The sequence below is a fragment of the Candidatus Methylacidiphilales bacterium genome (genome assembly GCA_030054035.1).
Classification (GTDB): Bacteria; Pseudomonadota; Gammaproteobacteria; order JASGCS01; family JASGCS01; genus JASGCS01.
This window is the reverse complement of record JASGCS010000008.1, coordinates 53,003-77,856: the sequence shown is the minus strand read 5'-3', so window position 1 is coordinate 77,856 and position 24,854 is coordinate 53,003. Positions and strand designations below refer to the sequence as shown.

Annotated in this window: 16 protein-coding genes; 7 read left to right on the top strand and 9 right to left on the bottom strand. The window is 37.5% G+C overall.

Features of this window, described 5'->3' with window-relative positions; translation table 11 throughout:
* The coding region (locus tag QM538_06230) for a hypothetical protein (GenBank protein MDI9348086.1) at positions 1–3,295 on the top strand (3,295 nt) is incomplete at its 5' end.
* A gap of 86 nt (positions 3,296–3,381) precedes the next feature.
* Positions 3,382–4,503, top strand: coding sequence for an alkene reductase (locus QM538_06225; GenBank protein MDI9348085.1), 1,122 nt, complete (start codon positions 3,382–3,384; stop codon positions 4,501–4,503).
* A 59-nt stretch (positions 4,504–4,562) separates the two neighbouring features.
* On the opposite strand, the gene QM538_06220 is transcribed toward QM538_06225, so the two are convergent.
* Complete coding sequence (locus QM538_06220; GenBank protein ID MDI9348084.1) at positions 4,563–5,744, bottom strand: SulP family inorganic anion transporter; 1,182 nt, start codon at positions 5,742–5,744, stop codon at positions 4,563–4,565.
* 148 nt (positions 5,745–5,892) lie between these two features.
* Between QM538_06220 and QM538_06215 the strand changes: the two genes are divergently transcribed.
* Both QM538_06215 and QM538_06210 read left to right on the top strand, forming a co-directional pair.
* A complete protein-coding gene (locus QM538_06215) occupies positions 5,893–8,529 on the top strand; it encodes an ATP-dependent helicase (GenBank protein ID MDI9348083.1) in 2,637 nt (878 codons plus the stop codon).
* Positions 8,526–9,377, top strand: coding sequence for a hypothetical protein (locus tag QM538_06210; protein ID MDI9348082.1), 852 nt, complete (start codon positions 8,526–8,528; stop codon positions 9,375–9,377). The genes QM538_06215 and QM538_06210 overlap by 4 nt, the downstream gene beginning before the upstream one ends.
* Positions 9,378–9,558: 181 nt before the next feature.
* Here QM538_06210 and QM538_06205 read toward each other — a convergent pair whose 3' ends face one another.
* A complete protein-coding gene (locus tag QM538_06205) occupies positions 9,559–10,704 on the bottom strand; it encodes an ATP-binding protein (protein ID MDI9348081.1) in 1,146 nt (381 codons plus the stop codon).
* A gap of 337 nt (positions 10,705–11,041) precedes the next feature.
* Here QM538_06205 and QM538_06200 point away from each other — a divergent pair, with 337 nt between their 5' ends.
* Positions 11,042–11,497: a hypothetical protein gene (locus tag QM538_06200; protein ID MDI9348080.1), complete on the top strand. Its 456-nt coding sequence runs from the start codon at positions 11,042–11,044 to the stop codon at positions 11,495–11,497.
* 174 nt (positions 11,498–11,671) lie between these two features.
* Here the strand turns inward: QM538_06200 and QM538_06195 are convergent, their stop codons facing one another.
* Together QM538_06195 and QM538_06190 are read right to left on the bottom strand one after the other, a co-directional pair.
* Entirely contained in the window at positions 11,672–12,910 is a 1,239-nt protein-coding gene (locus QM538_06195; GenBank protein MDI9348079.1) for a hypothetical protein, read from the bottom strand.
* A 4-nt stretch (positions 12,911–12,914) separates the two neighbouring features.
* The gene (locus tag QM538_06190) at positions 12,915–14,117 is read right to left on the bottom strand and encodes a hypothetical protein (protein ID MDI9348078.1); all 1,203 of its coding nucleotides are present in this window, start codon (positions 14,115–14,117) and stop codon (positions 12,915–12,917) included.
* A 378-nt stretch (positions 14,118–14,495) separates the two neighbouring features.
* Between QM538_06190 and QM538_06185 the strand changes: the two genes are divergently transcribed.
* Positions 14,496–14,939 (top strand): hypothetical protein, encoded by a 444-nt coding sequence (locus QM538_06185; GenBank protein ID MDI9348077.1) that lies wholly within the window; start codon positions 14,496–14,498, stop codon positions 14,937–14,939.
* A gap of 81 nt (positions 14,940–15,020) precedes the next feature.
* Here the strand turns inward: QM538_06185 and ileS are convergent, their stop codons facing one another.
* Entirely contained in the window at positions 15,021–18,056 is a 3,036-nt protein-coding gene (ileS, locus tag QM538_06180; protein MDI9348076.1) for an isoleucine--tRNA ligase, read from the bottom strand.
* A 127-nt stretch (positions 18,057–18,183) separates the two neighbouring features.
* Between ileS and QM538_06175 the strand changes: the two genes are divergently transcribed.
* Positions 18,184–20,298 carry a Plug domain-containing protein gene (locus QM538_06175; protein ID MDI9348075.1) on the top strand — a complete coding sequence of 705 codons (2,115 nt, stop codon included), beginning with the start codon at positions 18,184–18,186 and terminating at the stop codon, positions 20,296–20,298.
* Here the strand turns inward: QM538_06175 and ribF are convergent, their stop codons facing one another.
* Genes ribF through gmd form a run of 4 tightly spaced genes read right to left on the bottom strand, consistent with a single transcriptional unit; the run spans position 20,299 to position 24,845 of the window.
* On the bottom strand, positions 20,299–21,267 hold the full coding sequence (gene ribF / locus QM538_06170) for a riboflavin biosynthesis protein RibF (protein ID MDI9348074.1): 969 nt from the start codon (positions 21,265–21,267) through the stop codon (positions 20,299–20,301).
* Positions 21,236–22,840 carry a murein biosynthesis integral membrane protein MurJ gene (gene murJ / locus QM538_06165; protein MDI9348073.1) on the bottom strand — a complete coding sequence of 535 codons (1,605 nt, stop codon included), beginning with the start codon at positions 22,838–22,840 and terminating at the stop codon, positions 21,236–21,238. Before murJ ends, ribF begins: the two co-directional genes overlap by 32 nt.
* Entirely contained in the window at positions 22,837–23,781 is a 945-nt protein-coding gene (locus QM538_06160) for a GDP-L-fucose synthase (protein ID MDI9348072.1), read from the bottom strand. The genes murJ and QM538_06160 overlap by 4 nt, the downstream gene beginning before the upstream one ends.
* 8 nt (positions 23,782–23,789) lie before the next feature.
* A complete protein-coding gene (gene gmd, locus QM538_06155; protein MDI9348071.1) occupies positions 23,790–24,845 on the bottom strand; it encodes a GDP-mannose 4,6-dehydratase in 1,056 nt (351 codons plus the stop codon).
* Positions 24,846–24,854: the final 9 nt, after the last annotated feature.

Here is a 24,854-nt window from a genome sequence, read left to right as displayed (position 1 = left end):
TGCTACAGCTGGATTAGGAACTTCAAATATTTACGAAAATACCCTAGAGGCAATTACTTCTGGAACCATCACTCTCTCCGCACTTAATGGAATTTCCATGAGCGGCACCTTTACTTCAGGATTAACCCTTGCCAATAATGTTAATCTATCATTAACTACTACCTGTACTGGTTCTGTATGCACAGGCACCAATGACAATATAAATATCTCACAAGCAATTACAGCACAAGGCACAGGCACTATCACAATAACATCAGGTTCCGCTCTTGTTTTCCATCGAAATATATCTGCTAATTCAGTAACTCTTTCAGCTGAAGGGGATATTACTAGGTTTTTTTCTAGCTCCATATATCGGGTATCACAGTATGGCGCAATACCAAATGGTGGTTCCTTTTACATAGCTTATTTTTCTAATTCTAGGCCTATTAGTGTAGGTGATCTATTAGAAGTTAATTCTACGGTATATACTGTTACTTCAATTATAATTGATGGCGGTCTTACGCAAATAATTTTTGACTCACAACCTCCTTCAGCATTTAGTACTGATTACACTATAAGCTCTCCTTTATCTACAGTTACCTCATATTCAGGAACTATTGCATTGACCTCAACTAATGGTTCTATCGGTACTTCAGCTGAACCCATCTTCGTTGCCCAAGACTCTCAAACAGGCGAGTTATCCGCAACCGCATCTAGCGGTAATGTTTTCATCAGATCACGAACTTCTTCGCTCTCACTTGGAGCAATTTCTGGTGCGACTGCTTCTACTAATAATATCTCCATTGTAAGTACAGCAGCGAATGCTGATATTAATATACGAGGCAATATATCAGGAGGCAATGTAACCCTCACAACCACTAGGAATATTAGTGGTATGAACGGCTCTATTTCAATTGGCACATCAAGCACCCTTACGCTCAGGGCAACCAATGGTAGTATTGGTGATAGCACAAACAGTCTCACCATCTCTGGACCAAGCGCATGGACATCCACTAACCTCTTGCTCACCACTGCTGCTGCAGGAAACATCTACCTTAAATCAGCAAGCTCAGGTCTTCTCAATGCCACCATAAACACATTCTTGGCTGGAATCCTCTCCCTAGAACAAACTTCTGGAAACCTATCTCTCACATCAAACCCGTTGTATCCTTCCGCTACACTTATTCTTAAAACCACTGACAATACAACTGGTAATGGCTCTATTATGATTTCCTCATATATCATGTATGCTACAAATGTAACCCTTGATGCCTACAGAAACATCACCACCACTACTGGAACGATTTCTGTTGGCTCATCAGGCACCCTCACTCTCAAGGCAAACAATGGTAGCATTGGAGATAACACCAACAGCCTCACCATCGCTGGACCAAGCGCATGGTCATCATCTAACCTCTTGCTTACCACTGCTGCTGCAGGAAACATCTACCTTAAATCAGCAAGCTCAGGTCTTCTCAATGCCACCATAAACACATTCTCAACAGGCACCCTCTCCCTTCAACAAACTTCTGGAAATATATCTCTTTCCACTAACTTAAACAGACCAACAGCTACAGTTATTCTTAAAGCTTCTGACACTACTTCTGGCAATGGCTCCATCTCACTTGGTACATTTAATATCAATGCAGCATTCCTTACCCTTGATGCCTACAGAAACATCACCACCACTACTGGAACGATTTCTGTTGGTTCATCAGGCATCCTCACTCTCAAGGCAACCAATGGTAGCGTAGCAGATAGCACCAACAGCCTCACTATCTCAGGACCAAGCGCATGGTCATCATCTAACCTCTTGCTCACCACCGCAGCTGCAGGAAACATCTACCTTAAATCAGCAAGCATAGGTCTTCTCAATGCCACCATAAATACTTTCTCGTCAGGCATCCTCTCCCTTGAACAAACTTCTGGAAATCTAACACTCTCCTCCAACATAAACAGACCAACTGCTACTCTTATTCTTAAAGCTTCTGACACTACTTCTGGCAATGGCTCCATCTCACTTGGTACATTTAATATCAATGCAGCATCGCTTACCCTTGATGCCTACAGAAACATCACTACCACCACTGGAGCTATCACTATCGTTTCATCAGGCATCCTCACTCTCAATGCAACCAATGGCAGCATAGCAAATAACACCAACAGCCTCAACATATCTGGACCAAGCGCATGGTCATCATCTAATCTCTTGCTCACCACTGCAGCTGCAGGTAATATATACATTAGAACAAGCAGTATTTTTGGTGGTGCTACTATCAACAACTTCTCAACAGGCACCCTCTCACTAGAACAAACTTCTGGAAATTTATCTCTTTCCACTAACTTAAACAGACCAACTGCTACAGTTATTCTTAAAGCTTCTGACACTACTTCTGGCAATGGCTCCATCTCACTTGGTACATTTAATATCAATGCAGCATTCCTTACCCTTGATGCCTACAGAAACATCACCACCACTACTGGAACGATTTCTGTTGGTTCATCAGGCATCCTCACTCTCAAGGCAACCAATGGTAGCGTAGCAGATAGCACCAACAGCCTCACTATCTCAGGACCAAGCGCATGGTCATCATCTAACCTCTTGCTCACCACCGCAGCTGCAGGAAACATCTACCTTAAATCAGCAAGCATAGGTCTTCTCAATGCCACCATAAATACTTTCTCGTCAGGCATCCTCTCCCTTGAACAAACTTCTGGAAATCTAACACTCTCCTCCAACATAAACAGACCAACTGCTACTCTTATTTTTAGAGCCACAGACAACAGCGCAACTAATGGTAGTATTGATTTCTCATCGTTCTCAATTACCGCTAATTCTGTAACAATTACCGCAAGAATAATTACCGCGTCATCGCTTTCAACTAATACATACCATATTAGATCACCTGCGCTATCACTTATGACTACTAGTGGTGACATAGCAAGCATCACTAATAAACTAGTTATATCAAGTGCTGTAAATGAAACACCAGATTTTACCTCTCTCTCTGTTAATGTCCCGCTCGGCAACATAGCGTACTTAATTAGATTAGGTGGAGTTACTGATAAGGCACAATCAGCAATAGATTTAATCAAAGCAAGTGGCACTACTGGAGTAGTTAATATTTATAAAACAAATACAGACACCACTCCTATTGTTGCAACTGCTTTAGTTAAAACCAAACAAAAGAAAGCAAAATATGAAGGGTTTATCTCTGAACTTCTCTACAACCTAGTTGGCTCACTAGGATTTAGCTGTGATAAATCAGGATTGCTTGCAGAAACAAGTAAGCTAATTTGCTCGCTTGGCCTGTAATAGTATCCAAAGCAATAAGTAAAAAGCTAATCAATTTCTAAACTAAAACATGTGTAATCGAAAGTCGTGTAATATGTGTCATACGCATGAAACATCTGATAGAAAAAGTTTCAATTGGCAATATAAATCTTGAAAGCAGAATGGTGATGGCACCACTAACTCGCAATCGAGCTCCTGGAGCGATGCCCAATGATTTAATGAAACGCTACTATGCACAACGAGCAAATCCTGCAACTGGAGTTGGTCTGATTATTTCTGAAGGCACAGCTATTAGTAATGAGGCACAGGGTTATGCTGATGTTCCAGGAATATGGAGCCAGGCACAGTTAGAAGCTTGGAAGCCAATAGTTCATGAAGTGCATAAGTTAGGCGGTAAATTTGTTTCTCAATTATGGCATGTTGGTCGCGTTTCACATGTTGATTTGCAAATACAAGGAGCTCAACCAGTCGCCCCCTCCGCTATTGCTGCTGATACTCGTACAGTATTGCTGGAAAATGGTGTGGCAAAATTTGTTAAAGTATCTGAACCTCGCGCACTACGCTTAGATGAAATCCCTCGTTTACTTGATGACTATGTAGTGGCTAGTCGCAACGCTATAAAAAGCGGATTTGATGGAGTAGAAATCCATTGTGCAAATGGATATTTGTTACATCAGTTTTTAAGTGATACAGCAAACAAGAGAGATGATCAGTATGGAGGAACAATTGAAAACAGAGCCCGACTTTGTTTAGAAGTTATACGCGCAATAGTTAGCGAAGTTGGTGCTCATAAAACTGCTATCCGATTGTCACCTACAACTAAAGCATGTGGAATAAGTGACACTACCCCCCTGCAAATGTATCTTTATCTATTAAAAGAACTTGCCAACTATCCGTTACTGTATATTCATGTCATTGAAGGGGACACTGGTGGCGCTAGAGATAATCAGTATGCTCATGCAGAACAAATTGATTATGCCCACTTAAAAAAACACTACCTTGCTTGTGGGGGTACTAGTGCATGGATGGTTAATAATGGATATGACAAAGCGACAGCTGAAGTTGTTATCATTAATGATGCCGATTTAGTATCATTTGGAAAACTCTGCATAGCTAATCCAGATCTACGCAAACGATTTGAATTAAACGCTTCATTTAATAGTCTTGATGTAAAAAATTTATATGGTGGCGGTGAGAAAGGGTACACCGATTATCCGTTTTTATCATAATAGCAAGTTTAATTCATTGCATTACCAGAGCACTGTAAGTGCGCTAGTGGTACGCAATATTAGGACCCAACAAATTTATTTTTTAACCAGCCATAACTAACGCCAATAATAATTGCTACCAAAGGATTGGCCAAATAGGTAATTACTCCTAATGAAATCAATATCCAAAAATAATGATTTTTTGTTTTAAACAGTTTTATTAGTGCGGAATAATCTATTAAGGTAAGGGCAATATAAAATAATATTGCAGCTATAATTACCATCGGAACATAGCTAAATAAGTAAAAAAACACAGCCGATATAATCACCATAGTGCCCACATTTAAAATACCTGCACTTTTATCAGTTGCACCAGATTGACCCATAAAACTAGACCTTGAAAATGATGCGGTAGCTGGTATCCCACCAGTCAGCGCACAAAAAATATTTGCAACTGTTAGCCCTTTTAATTCTTTTTTATCATCAAAACCTATCGCACACTGTTGTTCAACTAACTTAGCGGATAACACTGTATCAATAATACATATAAAAGCTATAACCATAGATACCTCTATAATTTCAAATGTTAACATGGTTGGCTTCGGAAGAATAAAAAGCTTAAAGGTAAGTGTTCCAAAGGAATCTTTGAGGGTATATAATTTATCAGGAAAAAACTGAAAGTATCCAAGCACTACACCGAGAGCAAAAATAAGTATTGCGCCTGGAAATTTTGTTTTAAGTTTAAGTATAAATAGTAATGTTAATGCAATAACAAAAATAAATATATTTATTAATGCAGACTGAGAATAAAAATTAGTAAGTGGAGCGTTTTTCATTTCTGGAATGCTAGTAAATCCAAAAATATAACAAGATTGACCAAGTGCAATTAATCCTGCGATACCAATAGTAACTCCAAGAATTATTTCGTAAGAAACCATTCTGCAGTAGCGGTGTATTCCTATAAAATAAAAAATAGCAATTAGCGCGCTGGATGTTAAAGTTATGGTTGGTAGACATTCTGGACCGAGCTTAGCGACTACCACTCCCAATACTCCAGATATCGCAGCTGCGGTACCCACCACATTTGCTGGACAGCTACCAAAAATTGTAAATAGTAATCCAGCCCAAAAAGAAGTTATGATGCCTACCTCTGGAGTAGCGCCAGAGGCTACAGCAATAGCAATGGAAAGTGGCACATTAACTAATCCAACTGCTATGCCTGCATGAATGTTGGCTTTAGAAAAACTGTAGTTAGGAAACAAGTGGGTTAAATTAGAGTCTAAGTCTTATATAAGATATATATTATACATTTAATTAATTAGGAAAAATTAAGCAAAGGTATGCCCATTGCGGTATTGATTAATTAAATATCTACTTAGAAATTCAATTATAATTAATAAATACAATTGTATGTCTTTGGCTTCTGAAATGAAAACCCTTGAACAGTACTGGTCTCAATTAGGTTTTAGACCTAACCCTGAACAAGCACAAGCTATTCTATATGAGGGAAGAAGCCCTTTGTTTTTAAGTGCAGCACCTGGGTCAGGCAAAACCCGAGTATTATTGTGGCGCACATTCAATTTATTGGTCAATCGAGGTGTGAAGCCAAGTGAAATCTTATTATGTACCTTTACCAAAAAAGCTGCGCGTGAATTAGTTGAGGGATTAAAGCTACTATTATCTTCATATCAAAAGGTGAGTGGTGAATCCATAGATATCGCCGGGATGTTCGTAGGCACCATCCATTCGAATTGTTATCGTATCCTTGGGAGTAGAGATTTTGATGTTGCCAGAGAGCGCAAAAAGGTGCCCATGGTACTTGATGAGTTTAAGCAATATCTCTATGTACACAACTATACCTTTATGAATACCATGCTTGAGTTTGCTGGGATTAACTCTACGAGCATTGAGACTTTTATTCCCGAAGTAAATGAATATTTAGGGAAGACTAATTCTACTTCGCGGCATAAATTTACCGACAATGTAATCTCATTGTTTAATCGTCTCTCCGAAGAGTTATTTGATACTAGTCTTGATTGCGTCGGCGATGATCTAGATTCACGCTTACTTAGAATGTATCAATATTATGTTAACTCACTCACAGAAAATAGCTACAGTGATTTATCATTAATGCAGAAGGATGCGTTACATAGAGTAGTGAGATTGAAAATCAGCCCTTTTGCTCATGTGATAATTGATGAGTATCAAGACACCAACCATGTGCAAGAGCAATTATTCTTTGCGTTGACTAAAGCCGGTAGCCATATATGTGTGGTCGGTGATGATGATCAGTCCCTATACCGCTTTCGTGGTGCTACCGTTACAAACTTCACCCAATTTGATTTACGATGCCAACATTATTTAGCTATGCGGCCAACTATGATTTCACTGAATACCAATTATCGCTCATTGCCAGAGATTGTAACCACCTATCAGAATTTTATGGAAAGCCAAGATTGGGGAAAGAACTCACTATTTCATATCAAAAAGGAATTACAAGTCCATCGTAAAAATCGCAATTCAGATGCAATCCTAAGTGTTTGTGTAACCGATGAACAAGACTCTAAAGAAGATGCTATAGCCAATCTTGTTTTGTTAATTAAAAAATTAAAATCAGAGGGCAAAGTCAGCGACTACAATCAAATTGCCATTTTATTTACCTATTTACAAGGAAATAAATTTTTATCAGAATTGCGATCAGCATTAGCCGAAAGCGGGCTACCCAGCTATTGCCCACGAGCGAGTTTAATGTTAGAACAAGATGTCAGCAAAGTGATGGTGGGTTTACTCTGCACTATCTATGGGTATGATAAAAAAATCTTTGGTGAATTAAAAACATGGATACCAGCAGTGCTTCAACGGGCGCATGAGGAGATGCGAGAAGACACTGAGTTAAAAAAATATTGCAAGAACTTATCCAAAGAAATTGCACTGCAATGTGTGTGGCTTGAAGAAATAACAGAACGCATAGCTCAATGCGCAATAGATCGCGACCAAAAAATAAGTGAAGAAAATCTTGCCGCATTGCTCAAAGGTGTTAGTGCAAAAAATCAAATCGCAAAATCGTTAAGGCAAAATAAATTAATGGAGCATGGGATGAGCCGTTACCCACTCAGACGAATGCTCTCCTACGCTTCTACTTCTGATTATGGTTTCCTAGATATATTCTATAAACTACTTTCGTTTAGTTATTTTTCAAAACAGCTCAGCATAGATAAAAACTCCAGCAATGAAGATGTAACTGTCATGCACACGCTCTCTGCTATTAGTGATTTTTTAAACACCTTAGTTGAAATGGGTTACGCCAAACAACTTAACTCTGCCCTAGAGTTTGCCAATCTCACCCAATCTAAAGAAGATGAAGACGACGATGACAATCCATCATTTTCTATTTTGCCAAAGTTTTACCATAAAGGATTTTCAAGTTATTTGCGGGCAATGTATTTACAGGAAATAAAAGAGCACGAAGACTCTGATGACCCATTCCCCAAAGGCAGAGTCCCCATTATCACCATTCATCAATCAAAAGGATTGGAGTTTCCCGTAGTTATTCTTGGCAATTTATACAAAAAGAAAAATGAGGTTAATGTGCTTGAATCATTTATAAGGAAAGTAATCCCCCGTTACAGTACTATGCCACCAGAACAGCTAGAACCGATTGCTAAGCTTACCCTGTATGATACTGCAAGATTATTTTATGTCGCGATGAGTAGAGCAAAAAATACGCTGATTATGTTGCGATTTAAAAAACAAAATCGCATTGATTCACTTAAAACAATTACTGACAGTTTAAATAGTATTTCCTTATCAGAAGTATATCAATGTGTTCATGAAGAAAAAAAACAAACAGTTAGTTTGGGAAAGAGTTATAGTCTCAGTGCTGATATTAATTCTTATCAACAATGCCCAAGGAAGTATATGTTTTACCGAATGTTTGGATTTACTCCATCTCGAGAAATTGGCCCACAGTATGGTGCTCTGGTGTTTAAAACAATTAATGATATGCACAACTATGAGCTCTTGCAAAAACAAAACAAATCATCATGAGTGAAAGTGTAATATCAAAGCATCATCTCGCAAAAATACGGGAGTACTTTGATAATAATGTCAATGAAATTAAATCACAAGGTAGCCACACACTCAATAACCATGTTATTACTAATGCGTATATTGAAGTAGTTGCTTACTGGCTGAAACATGAGCAAATGAAAAATAGTATCATTGCCAGCGAAGAAAAAATTCAAGAGAATAATATTAATACCACCAAAGGAAGAGTATGCTCACTTCAAGGTGTAGTTGATATCATGCAATATGATGATGTAGAAATGAGTGCCGCTTTATTTGAAATTAAAACACAACCCAAAGAATATCTCACCGATATAGCAATTCAATGTGAAAAACAACTTTCTCTCTGCAAAGAAATTTGGAGCAAGAATATTAATAATAAGGACAAAAGCATAACCAACACCTATGTTATTTCTACTTCCGTACCTAGACATATTAAGCAAGAAATAAAAAAATTGTACCTAACTCCTGAGTCTTCATCAAGTGTAATCCAATCTAACGCCACATTAGACTCTTTTATTCGTGATTGGGACCCTATTCTCCAGATTAATACCAATGCTAAACTTGCGCGAGAGACAATCGCTGACTGCAAAGAAATAGTTGACCAAATAGAAGACTACAAATTTAATCCACCACCACCCAGCGTATTGAAAAAAGTAATGCCAGTTTCTAAAAGACCATTTGGATCTGAAGTGTGTCGCCATTGTGATGTGCGCTTTTCCTGCGAATCGTACAAAGCTTTCGTTTCATCAACTAATCCCAAAGAGATAAAAGATAAAATCTTATCAGATGATACAGATACTGAATTTGATATTGAAATGTATTTATAACTTAAAATAAAGTAAAGGTCAATTACCAAATTAAAAGGCACGATTACCTTTGAAGATATCATTGCTCTCAAGAGCACTTGCGAAATAAAATTAGCATCGCTAGGAAAATCTGCCCGATTAGGCAATAAGCTGCTTAAATATTTATTTAAGCGAAATCGTAGTTTTATATTTAGAAAATATATTACATTATTTTGATAGAGCAGTAGTTGACCAGCCATTGCGCCATTGGTTGAATGGCAACGCTACCTACTTTGTAGGGGTGATTAATTTGTTCAACCAGCTGTATAGTTTCTGCGTTGCCACATCGTTTAGCTATATTGATTAGACTTTTGCTTGGTTTGCCGTCGCTTTGTTTGCATTCTATGAGTAGGGTAGGTGTGTTATGGTTGCTAATTACGAAATCTACTTCTGCATCATCTTTTGTTCTTATGTAATGAAGTGCATAGCTTCCCTTACCTAAGTCATTTTGTAGCTGTACCCATTGGTGGAGTTCTATTGCGACAATGTTTTCAAGCGTTACGCCTCTTGATCTTTTTACTTGCGAGACATCGTAAAAATAATATTTTGGTTGTAGTTTGTTTGCATGTGCTATGTTTTTGTGCCAAGGGGTAATTTTAAAAAGTAAAAACACTGCTTCAAACAGTGTTAGGTATTTCTGTACGAGATGATGGCTAAGTCCAATATCTCTAGCGAGGGCTGTGATTGATAGGGGAGATCCAACTTTGCTCCTAAGTTCCTCATAGAGCACATCAATACTACTAATACTTCTAATAGAGTCTAGTTCTAATAGATCGTTCCTAATAATGTCTCGTGCGTATTGGTTGTGCCATTGTTGTGCAGTAGCGTCATTAGTTGCTAGACATGGTTCTGGAAAGCCACCTCGCCGCAAGAGATGTTCTAGTGATTGCTGTGCGTCCCAACTATATTCCTGCTGTAGTTCAGCTATTGTTACAGGATATAAATGATGCTGTAGATATCTGCCTGCTAGTGAATCGCCGCTCCTTCGCAATAGATTTAATTTCATACTCCCAGTAACGAGTAACTTCATCTTTGGTTTTTTACTATCAATCACTCCTTTTAGCCATGTCTTCCACTGCTTCATCTTCTGTATTTCATCTAGGATAAGCACAGAGGAATAGGAATCCCATGCTTGCTTTAGAATTATTTTCCTGTCTTCAGCAACATCATAGTTAAAATACTGGTAACCATTAGCTTGACTTGCAATCATCTTGGCTAGGGTGGTTTTGCCAGCTTGCCTAGCCCCAACCAGTATTACTGGCTTTGCATTGATTGAATTGCTGATAACTGAATCAAGATCCCTTTTCATCCTATAATTATAAGATATATTTGATATATATAGCTATATTTATCAAATATTGCAAGTTGGATATATCAACTTCTTTCAATTTGTAAGAAGTTCGTTTCCAGCAATAGCCTTGCTCTGCTAATCGGGTTGCACCTCCACCCCTATTTAAATCATGGCATAAGTAAAACAACTCCGCCTTTGACATAAGTACTATATATAACATCGTGCGAGCCATCTGCAAAGGCGTAATCTTTAGTTATCTAGTATGTAAAAAAATCAGAATTTCCCTCATCGTTTTATATTTTTATAATAATAAGATATGCATAAAACTAATTGATTATAATAAAATGGAGATGCCATGGAAAATGTAATTACTTTGATTAAAGATTTGTCACAGTTTAATATAGCAGTATTGATACTGTTTGTTTATTGTATGCATAGATTTAATTTAATGGGAGTCTGCCAAGCATCACTTGACCAAAAGATGGACGATAAGTTTAAAGTTGTGGATGAAAAGTTTAAGAATGTGGATGAAAAGTTTAAGAATGTGGATGATAAGTTTGCTGAATTGATTTTTCAAATTAAAGAATTAGTTCAAGAAAGTAAAGAATTAAGAAAAGAATTTAAAAATGATATTTCCGAATTAAGAAAAGAATTTAAAAATGAAATTACAGAATTAAGAGCTGAAATGGCCAAGGGGTTTAAAGAAGTTGCTAATGATATTCATGTGGTTAGGTTAGATATTACTCGGATATCAGAAAAGCAAGATTCTTTGCACGCTAGAGTGTTGTTGCTCGAAGGTGCGCAAAGTTAATAAAAGAATTACTCGGCTTCTCTTGTCCTCTAGAACTACAAAGATTTATTGATTAGGATTTTACTTTTCTAAGGGATCAAACTATAGATACTTCTGCGAATCACAAGTAAAGTTTGTAGATTGGCCTGATATCTCATCAGGCATTTGGCACAGTTTTACTGGATATGGTCAAAATTAATAATTGTACAGCTGATAATTTATTTTGAGTTTGCTGATAATTTCTTTAGTAATCTTGGGCACTAATATTCCAAATACTGGAATTGGTGTATCTAAATAAGGGTGTTCGTAATAACTCGAAACTAGGTAGTTGGATTGGTTGGAGCCTAAAACTCCTAGGGTTGTATAGGCAATAACTAAAGAATTTTCAAGATCATAATTTATAAAATACTCTCTAACAGTATATGAAACATGCAAGTACAGTGTCTCGCTCTCATATTTTTCTGGTTTACTCGTTAAATAGATTGGCACTGAAAATCCGTATCCCACAAGGTCTTTAGATAGTGATTTTTGTAATTGTTTATTCATCTCATTTGCTAAGTCTTGCATATTGTATTTTGTACGCGCTATAGCTCTTTTATTAATCTGTTCAAAGGCCTTTCCTTCTAAGAGTAATTCTCCAGTTTCAGCATCTCTTAATTCTTTATCTACACAATCTTTACATTCCAAGATAATTGCAATTTTCAAATTTGATTTTATGGATTTAGCTGATTCCTGCACTGCTTTTAATAATTCGAGCTTTTTAGCTTCAAATTCTTTTTCTTTCCCAATTGTATTATCAAGCTTAAATATTTCAATGGCACTTTTAATGTCATCGTAGCTAATTGTACCTAATCGTACAAAATCTGCATAGCAGGTTAGCCCACTCGCTACACAAGAGGCTGGGTTTTCTTGATAGCGTTTCATACGATCATAAGTGCCTAAGGTAAAATCTTTTATAGATTTGCTCACGACAGCACTATCCATATTACCCTTAATTATTACCTCTCTATCATTTTTAGCCAATGACATTTTCGCAATTTCTACCGTACTATGTCTTTCAGCCAATAATCTAATCAAATCTTTGTTAATACCTCTAGCAAAAGCACTTTTATAGTTACTCGCTAATTGATCAACTACTTCTTGTATGAACCAAGCATTATTTATTTCAAGATCAGGATACCGCCTCATAGAAATTTTAGTCCAATAATTAATTGCATAGACTTTTTCTCCCTTAACGGAAGAATCTACTTTTTTCTTCCAATCAGAATTTTCACCATCGATATGATTTACATTAAGATTAATATAGTCTATGGCAGCCGTATTCAATGCGCTACTTAAAAGTAACCCTATCAAAATCAACTTCATTGCTGGTAGTGTGTTATTGTTTGAGCGGTGATAATTATTATAATTATTATAATTATTTTCCTGTTGCATGAGATTAATAACTATACAATAAGAAATTATTGTTGAGATTCTCAATAATAACTCTAGTAGATTTAGGTACTATACTTACAAATGCTGGGATTGGTGTTTCAAAATAGGATTTAGTAAAATAATCCGTAACCAAGAAGTTGGATTGTTTGGAGCCTAAAACCCCTAAGGTAGTAAAGGAAATATATAATTTATTATCATACGCCCCACTTCCAAACATCTCAATAATTGTATAATTAACATATATGTATAGTGTCTGACTATCATAGGTATCAGGAGTGCTAGTTAAAAACAGCGGGGTTGTATATCCGTTTGCAACAAAGTCATTAGTAAGTGATTTTTGTAATTGATCGTTAAATTCTTTTATTACGTCCTGCATGCCGTATTTTGTGCGTGCTTCAATTCTTCTCCTGCGCGATTCATCGGCAGCAATTTCATTAATTAGACTAAATTGTAAAGGCTTTATTTCTTTGTCAAAACAACCTTTACATTCAAGGATAACTGCAATTTTCAAGTTTGATTTTATGGATTTGACTGTCTCTTGCAATGATTTTATTAATTCTAACTTTTTAGCCTTAAATTCTTTTTCTTTCTCAATAGTATTTTCAAGTTTGAATACTTTTATAACACTTTCAATATCATCGTAGTTAATAGTACCGAATCTTGCATAATCTGCATAGCAGGTTAGCCCACTAGCCACACAAGAGGCTGGGTTTTCTTGATAGCGTTTCATACGATCATAAATGCCTACTGTAAAATCTTTGATTGAATTGGTCAAGGCTGAGCTGTCTAAAGTACCTTTCATAATCAATACAGTACCATTTTCTAATGTTCTAGCGACTTCAACCGTAGTTTGTCTTTCAGCTAGTAACCTTATTAAATCTTTGTCAATACCACGAGCAAAATCTTTTCTATACTTACTCGCTAATTGATCAATTACTGATTGAGTGAGTCTAGTGAATCTAATGTAATCTAAATCAAATTTAGGATTATTCAGAGCGCTTTCTGTCCAGTAATTATTTGCATAGATAATTGAATCATTAACAGTAGATTCTTCTTTTTTTCTCCACTCAGGACTCTCACCATCTATAAGATTTACATTAAGATTAATATAGTCGATGGCAATTGCATTGAATGCATTGCTTAAAAGAAGCCCAAGTAAAAAAAATTTAAAAGCTGGTAGTGGATTAAGGTTTGATATGTTTTTCATACTTGTATTCTAGCATTAAATTTATATATTGTGCTTTTTTTTATGACAGCCTCTGAACTAGCCCATCGTCTGTACCAATTCTTAAATGAAATTCTTGCTAACCTACAGCACTCAAGAATTGCATGGGTGATTGATACTTAAGTGCGCTATGTGGTCGTTCTTCGTTGAAATACTTCTGGTATTTATTAATCTTCTCACTAACATCTTGAATATTTGTGAAGTACGCTTTATTTAAAAGTTCGTTTCTAAACTTACCATTGAAACTTTCAAGAGTCGTTATTTAGTAGGTAAAAAAATCTGAATTTCCCTCATCGTTTTATATTTTTATAATAATAAGATATGCATAAAACTAAATGATTATAATAAAATGGAGATGCCATGGAAAATGTAATTACTTTGATTAAAGATTTGTCACAGTTTAATATAGCAGTATTGATACTGTTTGTTTATTGTATGCATAGATTTAATTTAATGGGAGTCTGCCAAGCATCACTTGACCAAAAGATGGACGATAAGTTTAAACTTGTGGATGAAAAGTTTAAGAATGTGGATGATAAATTTAAGAATGTGGATGATAAGTTTAAGAATGTAGATGATAAGTTTGCTGAATTGATTTTTCAAATTAAAGAATTAGTTCAAGAAAGTAAAGAATTAAGAAAAGAATTTAAAAATGAAATTACCGAATTAAGAGCTGAAATGGCCAAGGGGTTTAAAGAAGTTGCTAATGATATTCATGTGGTTAGGTTAGATATTACTCGGATATCAGAAAAGCAAGATTCTTTGCACGCTAGAGTGTTGTTGCTCGAAGGTGCGCAAAGTTAATAAAAGAATTACTTGGCTTCTCTTGTCCTCTAGAAATACAAAGATTTATTGATTAGGTTTTTACTTTTCTAAGGGATCAAACTATAAATATCTTCTTTCTTCCCCTGTATCAGGGTTTTCAAGATTAGTAATGCATCTACTACATATAGTATTGTGTGAGCCATCTGCAAAGGTATAATCTGTGCAAGACTCTTCATAATGCCAACATCGTTCGCATTTGGTGTGTGGGCACTTGGTGACCTGAAGTTCAATCTCACTGATATTTTTTTTAGTGCTATCAATTGATAGTGCGACTTTAGAGCAGATGAAAAGATGCCTCAATTCATCGCCGAGTGGTGTGAGAAGATCATAGGTGTTCTGATCGCAAATAATTTGCACTTCACTTTCTAAAGAAGAGCCGATAGTGCCTTCTTTTCTGTGTGGCTCCATTTTAGTCTCGTAGGTATTTTTAAGCAATATTAAATAATTGAAATAAATAAATATATAATCAAATACAGAAAGTTTTCCAGGATGAACATTCTGAAGCATATGAGTAAATGTCATAATCATACCTGGTTTGATCCATCCACTTTGTTGAAATTTATTTTGAATATCTATTTGCGTTAAAAATAAATCTAATTTATTCTCATTTGGTATGCTGTAATTGAAGCCACCTATTTCATAGCGATAGAAATGTTTTATTTCTTTGGTAGTGAATGGAAATATTGGAGATAAAAGTTCTATTAAAGTAGTAAGAGCAATATCCATAGCAGTTTGGGCAGACTTTCTTGGTCGGCCATTTTTTGCTCCAGTGTACATTCTGTCTTTGTTTAGATCAAGGTAATAGTTACTTAATGTAACGGTACAGAAATTTATAATCTCATGTACAGCATTACTGAAATCATAAGCTGCGCTGAGTTCTAAGAATTTATTTTTCAATAAAATAATCTGAAGTACAACCCACTGGTCAATGAGCAACAGCTCTTCAAATGGCAGGGTATCTGTTTTAGGATTGAAGTCATTGAGATTGCTATGTAGGTAGCGTAGGGTGTTTCTGATTTTTCTATAGGCATCTGCATGTTGCTGAAGGATGGTGTCTGAAATTTTTATTTCATTGGTGGTGTCGCTGCTGGCGACCCAGAGCCTTAGGATATCTGCGCCTAGTGTTTTTAGGATGGTTTGTGGTGCTATGACATTGCCGAGTGATTTGGACATTTTATGTCCCTTTTCATCAACGACAAATCCATGGGTGAGGACATGATCATAGGGTGCGCCATAGCCATGCATGGCAACTGAGGTGAGCAGTGATGATTGAAACCATCCACGATGTTGGTCTGAGCCCTCTAGGTAGAGAATTGTCTCAGTTGGTGTTTGATGGTTTCCCTGATTGCTGTCTTGTTTCGGGCGATTATGTTTTCTATCATTCAGCACCGAATGGTGCGTTACGCCAGAATCAAACCAGACATCCATCGTGTCAGAGGCGATGGTGAGTGCGTCATTTTTATTTTCATTTTTAAGTAGTGATAGAAGTTCTGGGAGGTTGCTATGCCATGCCTCTATGCCTCCTTCACTAATTGTTTTAATTGCTAAATTGAATATTTTTGTTTGCAGGCTATTGTCGCTTGTATCGTTAAATGATTCATGAGGTTCGCCTGTTTCTTTATAGACGACTATGGGTATGGGTGTGCCCCAGATTCTTTGACGGGAGACGCACCACTCTGTTCGCCCAGCTACCATTTTGGAAATTCTCTCTTGCCCCCAATTTGGAAACCACTGAGATTCTTTAATGGCATCTTGTGCTGCTTTTTGGTCTATGGAGATAAACCATTGTGGCGTTGCTCTAAATATCACAGGTGATTTATGTCTCCAGCAATGGGGATAGCTATGTTGGTAGGTTTCATGGTGTATGAGATTACCTTGTGATTGAAGGGTGTCTAAGATGATTTGATTAGCTTTGGCGTAGAACTGATTATCCCATGCATTGGTGTTGGATGGGTCAGGGGTGAAGACGCCTTGCTCATTGATGCTGGTAGTATTGGGAAGGTTATATTTAATTCCAATGTAGTAGTCATCTAGGCCATGCGCAGGTGCAATATGGACTGCCCCTGTACCTGTGTCAAGTGCAACAAAGTCTCCTTGCACTACTGGTACGATTTTATTTTTTATAAAAGGGTGGTGTAGGGTGAGCGAGAGTTGATTGCCGAGATACATGTTGGTAAGGATGGTGGCGGTGCAATGTTCATGGGTTTTTGTGATGGTGTGAATAAAGTTCTCTGCTAATGATTTAGCGATAAGGTAGTTGGTGATGGAGCTTTGATGCTTGAGGTTGGTGATCTGAATTAATTGATACTCTGCGGTAGGGTTAAGGCACACTGCTTGATTGGCAGGGAGTGTCCAAGGAGTTGTCGTCCATATTACTAATGCTGTGTTCTGTGGAATGGTAGCATGGTTAGTTGGTTGCGCTGCGATTGGGAATGAGACATATAGGGAATGTGAGCTGTGGTCGTTATATTCAACTTCTGCTTCTGCGAGAGCGGATTTGCAGTCTATGCACCAATGTACTGGTTTAGCACCGCGCACTAATTTTTTATTTTTCCAAATTGTTTTGAGTGCTTCTACGGTCTTGGCTTCTGTTTCAAATGCCATAGTTTTGTAGGGGCGTTGCCAATCTGCCAGCACCCCCAATCGTTTGAAGTCCTGCATTTGTTTGGTAATTTGTTCTTCAGCATACTCGCGACATTTTTTTCTAAATTCATCGTTGCTTAATTTGCCTTTGCCATATTTTTTTTCTACGGCAAGTTCTATTGGTAGCCCATGGCAATCCCATCCTGGACGATACTCTATCTTTTTACCGAGGAGTAGCTGGCTTCTGACAATTATATCTTTTAGTATTTTATTTACTGCATGACCGATATGAATGTCTCCATTAGCGTAGGGAGGGCCATCATGGAGAATAAAGGTATCTTTTTTGTCTTTGGTGTTTTCTTCGATAGTGTCATAGATATTTTCTATTTCCCATTGCTTAAGCATCTCAGGCTCTTTAGTGGCTAGATTTGCCTTCATAGGAAAGTCAGTCTGCGGAAGATGTACTGTATCTTTTAGGTGCTTGGGTCTATTATTATGATCTGGGTTATTCACTGGAGTATTTTATTGAAGCTACTGGTTGCTAATAATGTCTTTATTTTACAGGTTAGCGCTACTAGTTGCTCTGAATTGTAATCGTGGTGTGACTAGAAATTTAAATGATTGACACTATAATAATGGTATGTGGTTGTTTCAATTAGTAAAATATCGAAATCTTTGTTTAGTAGTATCATTCATATCCCTTTTCCAAGTGCCTTTTTCTGCTTTAGGAGCTGACGAAGAAGTTGAAATTATAGGTAGGGTCATTGACAATGGAAGTAGTGCAACAACTTTTTCAATAGAAGAAGCTAGCCAAGTGCCAGGTGGAAGAGGAGACATTCTCAGCGCTATTCAAATCATATCTGGTGTTTCTCCGCCACAGGCCAATAGTTTTGGTCCTGATCAAGGGTATTACATTCGTGGTTCAAATCTAGTCGATAATCAATATATTGTAGATTGGTTGCCAGTAGGTTATATATTTCATTTTGGTGGTTCACAATCATATTCTGTAGTGAACTCATCTCTGATTGAAGGTTTTGATGTAATCCTTGGCGGGTTTAGTAGTAAGTATGCCAATGCAGTAGGCGGGGTAATTGATGTGCGCTTGCGCAATCCTCGAGAAGATACATTTCATCATGAGTATAGATTTGGTACTGAGATTGGTTTTTTATTAGAGGGGCCATTAAGTGAGACTGAGAGTTTTTGGTTTGCTGCGCGCCGAAGCTATCTAGATTTCTTTTTGAAAAATCTAAAATTGAATACTGGGGTTACCTTCACTCAATTCCCAAAATTTTATGATATCCAAGCCAGACTTCATTCTAAAACTGAAAATGGTTTTGTTGATTTTACCGTAATCAAAAGTGATGACACCACGGGAATTTTATTTGAGAAAACCGATGACCCAACATTTTTAGGCGCTGCAAATTTTAGTAGAGGCTTTACCGTTGCCGGTGTTCGTTGGATAGAAAATGTCGGTGGCTGGTATCAATCTTCCCAATATGTTAATTTGTATGAAAATACTAGTTTTATTACATTAGGCACGCAGACTGCGGGAGCGAACGATCCAGAGCCAGGAAAACCTTATGGCATAGATACAAAATTGAAAGGGGTTGAAGTGCTGAGTCGACATGAGTTTTATTTAAATGAAAAAAATCAGTTTTTTATTGGAGTTGATACTAGGAAAGTATTTGCTTTTGCGGATGGGTATATTACTGCTCCTCCTTCAAATGATACTGGCTCTCAATTTCCAGGATTAATTAAAACCCAAAAAACTTCAGCCAACGAAAGAGACGATTTTTTATCCATAGAGCCCTACTGGACCTATACCTACACAGATCCTGCAGTGCTGGTTAGCATCGGCACGCGAGGTATTAATGTTGCATTAAGCAATAATGTCGCAAAAGGAAAAAAATATTATTATTCAGGTTTTTCTGATAGGTATAGACTGGAGTTTCCCTTCCCAGATGTAAATGCTAAAGCATATATTCTCTACGGCACCTATGTGCAGTTGCAAGATGATATTTATTTAACGGAAACTTTTGGTCAGCCAGGCGTGATTGATTTGATAAAAACACAACATCAGATATTGGGGTTCTCAGGTACTAATCAAGATGGGCTGTTCTGGAAAGTAGAATTATGGAATAAGCCAACCGAACGGTTAGGCATCCAACCAGTACCGGGGTGTATTAAATGTGTAGTGGGTACTGCGATTGGAAAAGCTAGTGGCATAGATGTTGAGTTTAGAAAAACCTATTCCAGAGATAGTTCTCTGTATGTGGCACTATCGCGCAGTAGTGGGAAAAGAAAAAATAGTAACAGTGAAGCTAGTTATCCATATTCAGGAGATCAACCTAATTCTTTTAATCTAGCATTTGGCGATGTGATATCCAGTGATAGCAATTGGACTTGGGGGATAAGATCAATTCTTCATGATGGGCAGCCGTTCACTAGAGTCATAGGCCGAAGCGAAAAACAGACTATTCAAGTTGCGGGCAAAGATGTTGATTATTACCTTCCTGTTTACGAAGGATACAAGGAGAGCAGGCTACCGTTATTTTTTCAATTTGATTTTGGTTTTACTTACAAGGAGCGAGATTCTAACTGGAGTTATAAAATTGAATTAGTTAGCGCCTCGGATTTAATTAGGCCGAATACTTCAGGCTATGATTATGGCGACAATTATGTTAACTACAATAATCCTAAAGAACAAACCAGCGGTAATTTTTTCCCTACATTTATTATTGAAGGAAAGTTTTAGTTATTTCCATGTGCGCACCAATGCGCAATCATGTGCAATCGCAGATATTAATGCTTCTCTAGTATGGTAGCGCTCTTGGTCTCTAATCTTGTCTAGCATTTCAATGTGTACCCATTCCCCATAGAGACTCCCAGAATAATCTAAAAGATGAGCCTCAATTACTTTTCCGACAGCATGGGCAATCGTCGGCCTGGTCCCAATACTTAAAGCGCAGAGATGAGCAGTTCTAATATTATTTTTGTTGCGATGCATTTTGGCAATGTATACTCCCATCGGCCATGATTGAAGGTTGGTACTATATATATTTGCAGTGGGAAAGCCAAGCGATGCCCCTATGCCTAATCCACGCACTATCCTGCCATACCCACTCAGTGGCGAACCTAGCAGTCTAGTTGCTTCAGTAATCCTTCCCATATTGATCAGCGTTCTAATATTTGTGCTACTGATCCTTTGATTGCTGTCACAGGTATCAGGAAATACTATAGTTTTGAATTTAGTTTGCTGTTGTAGTGTGGCGATAGTGCCGAGTCTTTTATGACCAAAATGAAAATCTTTTCCAACAAGTATGGTATCAATTGCTAATCTTTCTACTAATATGTTGCTAATAAAGTTTTCTGCAGACATGGAAATAAAAGAATGTTTTGGCGATGCCACTGCCAAAAAATCTACCCCCATAGTTTTTAATACTTCAAATTTTCTTCTCAGCCCTCCAAGATTTAATTGCCCGCTCATAAGATTGTTGGGATTGTTGGGATTTACCTCAATTAATTTAGTTTTAGCAAAATGTTGTTGAATACTTGGTTCAAATGTTAATACTAAACTCACTTTATTTTGCTCTGCAGCAATTTGGAGTAAAACACGGATTAAGGATTGATGCCCGAGGTGTATGCCATCGTAATTTCCAATCGTGATAATGGCGTTTTGAAAAGACGTATGACTATTGTTTTTCTGTAATGAGCAAACGAACATTGATACCTACTAAGGTAATTGTAACAAAAAATACCACTGTACCAATGGTAATCATGGTAGTGAGCTGAATAAGTCTGAACAGAAATGTACCATCTGCGATAACAATATATTCTTTTGCAATCAAAAGAATTGTTGCCATTGCAATACAAGCGATTGTCAGCTTAGGCACAATGTCCCAACCATCAGAATGGGTTTTGTAATACTCTTTAAAATTATCAAGCAACCATTGTCGTAATAAAAAACAATTAACTAAGGCGCTTGCGCTTGTCGCGAGTGCTAAGAGAACATGAAGCCATTGGGGTTTGTTTTCTCCTGATAACAGCACCCAAGTCAATAACACTCCTATTGATAGAGCTAGGTGCATACCGAGTGATAATAATCCAGCCATCATTGGTTTTTTGCTATCTTGTAATGCAAACCAAGCTGAAGAGTATACTTTAATCAACATCAGTGCCGGTAGTCCAACCACATATCCAATCAAACTATATGCAGTTAGCTTGACATCTAAACTGGTAAATGCCCCATATTGAAAAAATGTTTGAATAATAGGCGTCGCCAAAATTGTTAAGCCTACCAAGGATGGTAGTGAGACAAAAAGTACTAATCGTACTCCCCAAGCAATCGTTTTGTGAAATTCATTGGTGTCTTGAACAGCATAGGATCTGGCTAGCGCAGGTAGGAGCACACTCCCTATTGCAATGGCAAAAATACCAAGTGGTACTTCCATAAGCCGATCCCCGTAGTATAACCAAGTTATGCTTCCCACTACTAACATTGATGCGATAATGGTATCAACAAGAGCGTTAATTTGAAACGCACTGGAAGCAACCATAGAAGGGAGCATCAATCGTATTACTTCTTTTGCATGGCGTAAAGATTTGTTAAGCGTTGGAATCCACGGATGCCCATGTTTAGAAATAGCGATTCTGAGCATGACCCATTGCAGCAACCCTGAAAGAGAAACTGCAATTGAGGATAGGTATAAAATATGCAAAGAAATTAATTGCATATATTGACCAATTAAAATAGCTCCAATAATACAAATATTAAATAATGTTGGGGCGATTGCTCCATAGACAAACCTGTTATGCGTGTTGAGAATCCCAACCAGCATGGCTGAAAGCGATATGAAGAATAAATAAGGCATGGTACATCTAAGCATTATCGTAGCGGCTTCTGCCTGCTCTACATTGTCAGAAAAACCAGGTGCAAAAATGGTAATGACTATAGGAGCAAACACGATAAACAAAGTACAAATGCTTAATAAGGTACATGATAAAACCACTGATACTTCTGAGACGAGCAAGTTGCTTGATTGTTGGTCGGTAGCAATAGTTTTAGCGTACACCGGGATAAAGGCATTGCTAAATACCCCTTCACCTAACGTGCGTCTAAAGAAATTAGGAATTCGCAAAGCGACAAAAAAAGCATCTACAAAGGCGCTGGCACCAAATACTTTTGCCATGAGCATATCCCGAAACAGTCCGGTGGCTTTAGATAATAAAGTGCACCCCCCAACTATTGCACCTGATGCAAATAATTGTTTACCTGTTCGCGGTTTTGCGATGCTCATGTAGAATGATTTTGAAGAAAATCTTGATAGGCGATTGAAACACCCGTTTCCAGCGGGGTCTTTGCACTCCAGCCAAGGGATTTTAATCTGGAAACATCAAGTAGTTTCTGTGGCGTGCCGTCTGGTTTACTGGTATCAAAAGTGAACGTTACATTTGTTTGTAGTATTTGAGCAATGGTTTGGGCAAGCTCTAGGATAGTACCGTCTCTGCCAACTCCTACATTTAACATATCAAAGCTAGTAAAAGTTGGCTCATCTAATTGTAATAAATGGCACACCGCATCGCCGAGGTCATCACTAAAAAGAAACTCTCTGCGTGGTTTACCAGTTCCCCAAAGAGTAACCGTTGGTTGATTGGAAATTTTTGCCTGATGTATTTTCTTAATCAGTGCGGCAAAGACATGACTGTGGTTTGTATCGTACGAATCACCTATTCCATAGAGGTTGGTCGGCATAAGAGTAATGTAACTTCGATTATGTTGCTTTCGCAGTGAATTAATTAATTCAACCCCAGCAAGTTTAGCAATGGCATAGGCATGGTTGGTTTCTTCTAAAGTACCAGTTAGTAAGTATTCTTCGCGAATTGGTTGAGATGCTAATTTAGGATAAATACAACTTGAAGCTAAAAAAATAAAACGCTGAACATTGTATTTATGAGCTGAGCTAATCACATTATTTTGAATAGATAAATTTTGATAACAAAAATCATACGGGTAAGTGCTGTTTGCTAAGATTCCTCCAACTTTAGCTGCGCATAGAATTACCACTTGAGGTTGGTATGCTTTGAAAAAGTTGTCGGTAGCAACTTGATCTAATAATTCAAGATCCTGATGGTTTTTAGTAATAATATTCTGGTAGCCTGAAGCGCGCAATGCACGAGCAATGGCTGAACCTGCCAACCCCAGGTGGCCAGCAAGGTAAATTCTTGTTTGCTTATCCATGGCAAATCTTAAGTGGATAGTAACTTTTCTTGTTTGGCAAGAGCCAAATCATGTTTAGTCATTTCTTGAACTAGCGCTTCAACGGTGATTTTAGGTTTCCAACCTAATTCTCTATGAGCTTTTGAAGCATCCCCTAACAAGTACTCCACTTCTGTTGGTCGGTAATACCTAGGGTGCACTTCAATAATGACATTGCCTTTTTCATCTATGCCTTTTTCATTGGCATCTTTACCAGTCCAAGTTAACTTCATTCCAAGCAAAAGCGCAACTTTTGTTGCAAACTCCCGTACTGATAATTGTTGCCCACTAGCAATAACATAATCTTTCGGTGTGTCTTGTTGAAGCATTAACCATTGAGCTTCTACATAATCTTTGGCATGTCCCCAATCTCTTTTGGAATTAAGGTTTCCAAGTCGGAGAGTTTTTTGTAATCCACAATATATCCGAGTGAGTCCTCTTGTGATTTTTCTAGTGACAAATGTCTCACCACGAATGGGAGATTCATGATTAAATAAAATTCCATTACAAGCAAAGATCTGATATGCTTCCCTGTAATTAACTGTGATCCAGTAGGCATACAGTTTAGCTACCCCGTAAGGACTTCTTGGATAAAAAGGAGTTTCTTCGTTGAAAATTTTCCCTTGCGACATGCCGTAGAGCTCGGAAGTTGAGGCCTGGTAAAATTTTGATGTATGTCCTAACTTTAGAATTCTTATTGCCTCCAACATTCGTAGCGTACCTAAGGCGTCTGAGTTGGCGGTATATTCTGGCTCTTCAAAACTAACCGCAACATGACTCTGGGCCGCTAAATTGTAAATCTCATCTGGTTGAGATCGTTCCATAATTGAAATAAGCGAACTGGAATCGGTCATATCGCCATGATGTAAATGAAAATTTAATTCACCATGTTCTGCTCGTGCTAAGAGATGGTCTATTCTTGCAGTGTTAAAAAGTGAAGTGCGGCGCTTGATTCCATGGACAGTGTAGCCTTTATCAAGTAGAAATTGAGCAAGGTATGCTCCATCTTGTCCAGTTATACCAGTTATCAGTGCGCATTTGCTCATATCCCCTTA